This is a genomic window from Micromonospora sp. AMSO12t, assembly GCF_008806585.1.
GTDB classification, from domain to species: Bacteria; Actinomycetota; Actinomycetes; order Mycobacteriales; family Micromonosporaceae; genus Micromonospora; species Micromonospora reichwaldensis.
This window is the reverse complement of sequence record NZ_WAAS01000366.1, coordinates 1-5222: the sequence shown is the minus strand read 5'-3', so window position 1 is coordinate 5222 and position 5222 is coordinate 1. Positions and strand designations below refer to the sequence as shown.

The following is a 5222-nucleotide window of genomic DNA, read 5'->3' as shown; positions in this document are numbered from 1 at the left end:
CGTCGCGTCATGGACGGCGGTGGGGGTTGCCGGGCGGCCGTCGGGGCCGGACGGCGGTGGCGGTGGTGGTGCGGCGACGTCAGCGGGCAGGCCGGCGTGGCACGCCGCGGCGCAGCGGCGTCACCTGCGTCTTTCCGGCCTTGGGAGGGCGCTCCTGTTCCGCGATAATGGCAGCCATCGAGCCCTCCTTCGATGAGTCAACGGGTGACCATCCGGAAGATCACCCATGGTGACGGGATCCCAACTGAGCGTGCAGCAAGTTATAAACCCCGGAGGGTCGTAAAGTCAATGAATGGAGAGGCAGGCACGTTGACCACGCAGCGCCGCCCGCATCCGGCGCCCCTGCCGGGCGCACGCCCCGGTCGCGACCCCGATCGCGCGATCAAGCGTGGCCCGCGCCGGCTCTCCGCCGAGGCGGTGGCCGCCACCCAGCGCGACCGCCTCTTCGACGGGCTCGTGCGGGAGGTGGCGACGAAGGGCTACGACAACGCCCGGGTCACCGACATCTGCCACGCCGCCGGGGTGACCCGACCGGCCTTCTACGCCCTCTTCAGCGGCAAGGAGGACGCCTTCCTCGCCGCGTACCGGCACGGCGTCGCCGTGCTGTCGCAGCTCATGGAGAGCGCCTACCGGGAGGCCGGGCCGACGTGGTCGGACGCCGCCCGCGCCGCCCTGCGCACCCTGCTGGAGGTGCTGGCGAGCGTGCCCGCCTTCGCCCGGATGGCGCTCGTCGAGGTGGACGCGGCCGGCCCGGACGCCCGCCGGGAGCGCGACGCCCTGCTCGGCAGCTTCCGCCGGTTCTTCGCCGACGCCGGCCCCGGCCCGACGGTGGACGTGGACCGGGACGCTCTGGTGTCCACCGTGGTCGGCGGGATCCACGCCACCGTGCGCAGCCGGGTGGCCCAGGGCCGGGCGACGGAGCTGCCCCAGCTGCTGCCGGTGCTCACCTACGCGGCCACCGCGCCCTTCCTCGGCACCGACGACGCGGCCCGGGCGACGCGGCTGGCACGCCCGGCCGACGGCCCGGGCACGACCGCGCCGTGCGCGCCGGCCGGCGAGGCGGCCACCCCGTCCTGACGGCGCCCCGGCCTCCCGGCCGGGCAGCCCGCCGCCGCGCGGTCGGAAACCGCAGCGGTTTTTCACTTTGGCCGTATTTGGCAGATACCGCCTCAACCAGCCCCCACCGGCCGTTGACCCGGCATTTACTCGGCGGTAACTTCAGCCTGCGCAGAACCTTGAGTCGATTTCCCATTGTCGCCGATCAATCGATCTTCGAAAGGGAGCCCGCCATGTCGGAGCAGATCGCACCGATCGAACCCGATCCGCCGCGCAGCGGCGTGCGCTGGCGCCGGTTCGCCGCCACGCTGGGCACCGTCGTGGCGGGTGCCGCCGGCATGGTCGTGCTGACCGCCCAGGGCGTACTGGGCGCGCAGTTCGCCATCTCCGGCATGCCGTTCACCGTCACCGCCGACAAGCTCACCGGCACGGGATTCGAGCAGTTCGCCACCATCGACCAGATGATTCCGGACAGCCCCAACCAGGGCGACACCGGCGGACAGGTCCTGGTGATGGTGTCGGCGATCGACAAGGCCGAGCTGACGAACCTCTGCCAGAGCATCAACCTGGGCGGCGTCTACCTGAAGATCACCGCCGGCGGCGCCGGCACACCGGTCACCGCCCGCACCCTGGTCGTCGACGGCGACGAGGTCGCCGGCAACGCCTCGTTCAAGAACATCAACGTCGGGCAGGACGCCAGCACCCTCGACCAGGTCCCCGGGGTCAAAGGCAACCCCGGCGTCTTCGCCCAGCAGTCGGACACGGTGATCATCACCAACCTGCGGCAGAACAACTACGCCACCACCGCGGCCGTCTTCAACCTGCCCGACCTGCGCATGGCGTTCACCTCCGACGGATGCTGACGTGACCAGCGGAGAACACCACCCGGTGCCAGCCGCCCGCCGACCCGGCGGGCGCTGGCGCCGCTGGCGGCGGGGCCGCCCGTTCACCGCCGGGGTGCTGATCGCGCTCGGCGGCACGGAGATGCTCGTGACCCTGCGCGCGCCGCTCGGGGTGCTGCTGCACGTCGGGCCGCAGGGGCTGGCCGCGTACCTGGTGCCGGCCGTCCTGGTGCTCTGCGGGGTGCTGCTGGTCGCCACTCCGCAGCAGCGGGTCTTCTACGCCGTGCTCTCGCTGCTGCTCGGGCTGGTCTCCTGGCTGACCTCGAACCTGGGCGGCTTCCTGGTCGGGATGCTCCTGGCCCTCGTCGGCGGGGCACTCGCCTTCGCCTGGACGCCCGACAAGCGGCGCCAACCGGGCGGCGCCACCGGGGCGCCCAAAACACCGGCCCCGCAGACCGGAGCACCGGCCCCGCACACCGGGGACCCGGACGACGACGCGGGCGACGACCCGGACGACGACGAGCTGCTGCCGGGCCTGGGCACGACGCACCCGACGGCCGCCGACCGGGGCTGAGTCAGCCGACGGTGTCGCGTACCGCCTGGGCGAAGACCTCGGAGCGGTGCTCGAAGTTGCGGAACCGCCCGTAGCTCGGCGCCGCCGGGGAGAGCAGCACCACCCCGTCGGCCGGGGTCACCTCGCGGGCCAGCCGGACGGCGTCGACCAGGTCGTCGACCACCTCGGTACGCACCTTCGGCAGGCCGGCGAGCGCCTCGACGATCCGGGCGCCGCTGTCGGGGATGCCGAGCACGGTGAGCTCGCGCTCCGCGAGGTGCTCGCGCAGCGGCGCGTAGTCCAGGCCCCGGTCGGTGCCGCCGACGATCACCGTCAACGGCCGCCCCTCGTACGCGTCGATGGCGTGCATGGCCGCGTACGGGCTGGTGGCGAGGGTGTCGTCGACGAACGTCAGACCGGACGGGTCGGCGATCTCGGTGAGGCGGTGGGCCAGCCCCTGGAACTCGGCGACCGCCACGGCCAGCGTGTCCCGGCGTTCCACCACGTCGACGCCGAGCGCGTCGAGCACGGCGAGCGCCACACAGAGGTTGCCCTCGTTGTGCCGGCCGACCAGCGGCAGCACCGCGCGCGGGAAGAGCGGCCGGTCGCCGAGGTGGAACCAGGGCGTACCGTCGGCGCCGCCGGCCACGTGGGCGGTGTCCGGCAGGCCGGCGCGCACCGCCGCGCGGTCGCCCAGTTCGAGGGCGAGCCTCGGGTCGGCGCCGTTGACCACCACGGTCCGTGGCCCGTGCGCCAGCAGGTTGAGCTTGTCCCGGTAGTACTCGGCCTCGCCGCCGTGCGCGTCGAGGTGCTCGGGGAAGAGCGCGGTGACGACCGCGACCCGGGGCGAGTCGGTCAGGTCGCTGCACTGGTAGCTGGACAGCTCGAGCACGTACAGCTCCGCCTCCGGCAGGTCCAGCGTCGGCACGCCGATGTTGCCGCCGAAGACGTTCGGCCGGTCGACGGCGGCGAGCAGGTGGCTGATCAGGCTGGAGGTGGTGCTCTTGCCCTTGCTGCCGGTGACGCCGATCGTGCGGGCGGCGTGGTCGGCCATCCACAGGGCGGTGCCCTGGGTGACGGTCACCCCGCGTCGGCGCAGCTCCACCAGCCACGGGTGGGTCTGCGGCACGCCGGGCGAGCGGACCACCACGTCGGCGGCGGCCAGCCGGGCGAAGCCCTCCTCGCCGGTGACCAGCGGCGCGGCCTCGGCCAGCGGCCCCTCCCAGGGCAGGCTGAGGAAGTTGGCGCTGTCGTCGACGGCGACCAGGTCGGCCGGGCCGTGCGCGGCGATCGCGGTCACCGCGGCCCGGCCCTCCCGGCCGGCCCCCCAGACGGCGACGGTACGTCCGCGCAGGTCAGACAGGCGCACGGGCTCTCCTCAGGGGGTGTTGTCGGGCGTGGCAGGGGCGGGGTCCGGCGCAGCCGGACACGGCCGGACGAACCAGGGCCTAGTATGGCGTGTGCCCAACGAGCAGCTCCGGCGGATGGACGCCTTCACCTTCCCGTCCTACTCGATCGACCTCTCCACCGGGGAGGTGTTGTTCGACTACGCCCTCACCGGCCCCGACGGCGAGCAGCGGTTCACCGAGGTGGTCACCCTTCCCCTGCCGGACGCGCCGCCCTCGGACGAGACCGTGGCGACCCTGGGCCGGGTGCTGGAACTGCTGCACGTGGTCGCCGGCGTCAGCTACTACAAGGCCGCCGCGCCGCCCCGCCTGGTGCTGCCGGCGCCGCTAGGCACGGCCGCCGCCGAGCTGGTCACCGCCGTCTACACCAAGGGCCTCGCGGAGTACGCGTACCGCAACCAGCTGCCGCACGTGCTCGAACTGCGCCCGGAGGTGCCGCCCGGCACGGTCTCCCCGGCCCGGGAGTACGACGACTCCGACCGGCGTCCGCTCTCGGCGGTCGGCGGCGGCAAGGACTCCATCGTCAGCCTGGAGGCCCTGCGCCGGGCGGGCTTCGACCCGGTGCCCTTCTCGGTCAACCCGAACCACGTGATCGTCGCGGTGAACGAGGCGTCCGGGCTGGCCCCGCTGGCCGCCCGGCGGCGCATCGACCCGGTGCTGTTCGAGCTCAACGCCGCCGGGGCGCTCAACGGCCACATCCCGGTCACCGCGATCAACTCGCTGATCGCCGTCGCCACGGCGGTGCTGCACGGCCTGGGCCCGGTGGTGATGTCCAACGAGCGCTCGGCGTCGGACCCGAACCTGGTCTGGAACGGCCACGAGATCAACCACCAGTGGTCCAAGGGTGTGGAGGCGGAGGGGCTGCTCCGGGCCGCGCTGGCCTCGCACGCCGGGCTCACCGAGCCGTACTTCTCGCTGCTTCGCTCGCTGTCGGAGCTGCACATCGCCCGGTCGTTCGCCGAGATCGACCGCTACGACGACGTGGTGACGAGCTGCAACGCCGCGTTCAAGCTGCGCGACGCCAGCGAGCGCTGGTGCCGGGACTGCCCGAAGTGCCGGTTCGTCTTCCTGGCCATGGCGCCGTTCATGTCCCGCGAGCGGGTCACCCGCATCTTCGGCGGCGACCTGCTCGCCGACGAGTCGCAGATCCCCGGCTACCGGGAGCTGCTGGGCGTGGACGGGCACAAGCCGTTCGAGTGCGTCGGCGAGGTGGAGGAGTCGGTGGTGGCCCTGAGCCTGCTGGCCGAGCAGGACCAGTGGCGCGACGCCCCGGTAGTCCGCGCCCTGGTCGACGCGGTCCCGGCCACGGCCTGGTCGACGGCGGCCACCTCGGACGTCTTCACCCCGGGCGGCCCGAACCACATC

Annotated in this window: 5 protein-coding genes; 4 read left to right on the top strand and 1 reads right to left on the bottom strand. The window is 73.3% G+C overall.

All coding sequences use genetic code 11. The annotated features are described in order from the left end of the window. Positions 1-309: 309 nt before the first annotated feature. The 3 genes from F6X68_RS30420 to F6X68_RS30410 all read left to right on the top strand — a co-directional run bounded on the left by F6X68_RS30420 (position 310) and on the right by F6X68_RS30410 (position 2472). Positions 310-1077, top strand: coding sequence for a TetR/AcrR family transcriptional regulator (locus F6X68_RS30420; RefSeq protein WP_225852525.1), 768 nt, complete (start codon positions 310-312; stop codon positions 1075-1077). 212 nt (positions 1078-1289) lie between these two features. Continuing rightward, on the top strand, positions 1290-1919 hold the full coding sequence (locus F6X68_RS30415; protein WP_151457472.1) for a DUF6230 family protein: 630 nt from the start codon (positions 1290-1292) through the stop codon (positions 1917-1919). 1 nt (position 1920) lies between these two features. Then, positions 1921-2472, top strand: coding sequence for a DUF6114 domain-containing protein (locus F6X68_RS30410; protein ID WP_225852524.1), 552 nt, complete (start codon positions 1921-1923; stop codon positions 2470-2472). Position 2473: 1 nt separating this feature from the next. Here F6X68_RS30410 and murD read toward each other — a convergent pair whose 3' ends face one another. Further along, positions 2474-3820, bottom strand: a complete 1347-nt coding sequence (murD, locus tag F6X68_RS30405; RefSeq protein ID WP_151457471.1) for a UDP-N-acetylmuramoyl-L-alanine--D-glutamate ligase — start codon at positions 3818-3820, stop codon at positions 2474-2476. A gap of 91 nt (positions 3821-3911) precedes the next feature. Between murD and F6X68_RS30400 the strand changes: the two genes are divergently transcribed. After that, on the top strand, positions 3912-5222 hold a 1311-nt coding region (locus tag F6X68_RS30400; protein ID WP_151457470.1), incomplete at its 3' end, for a hypothetical protein.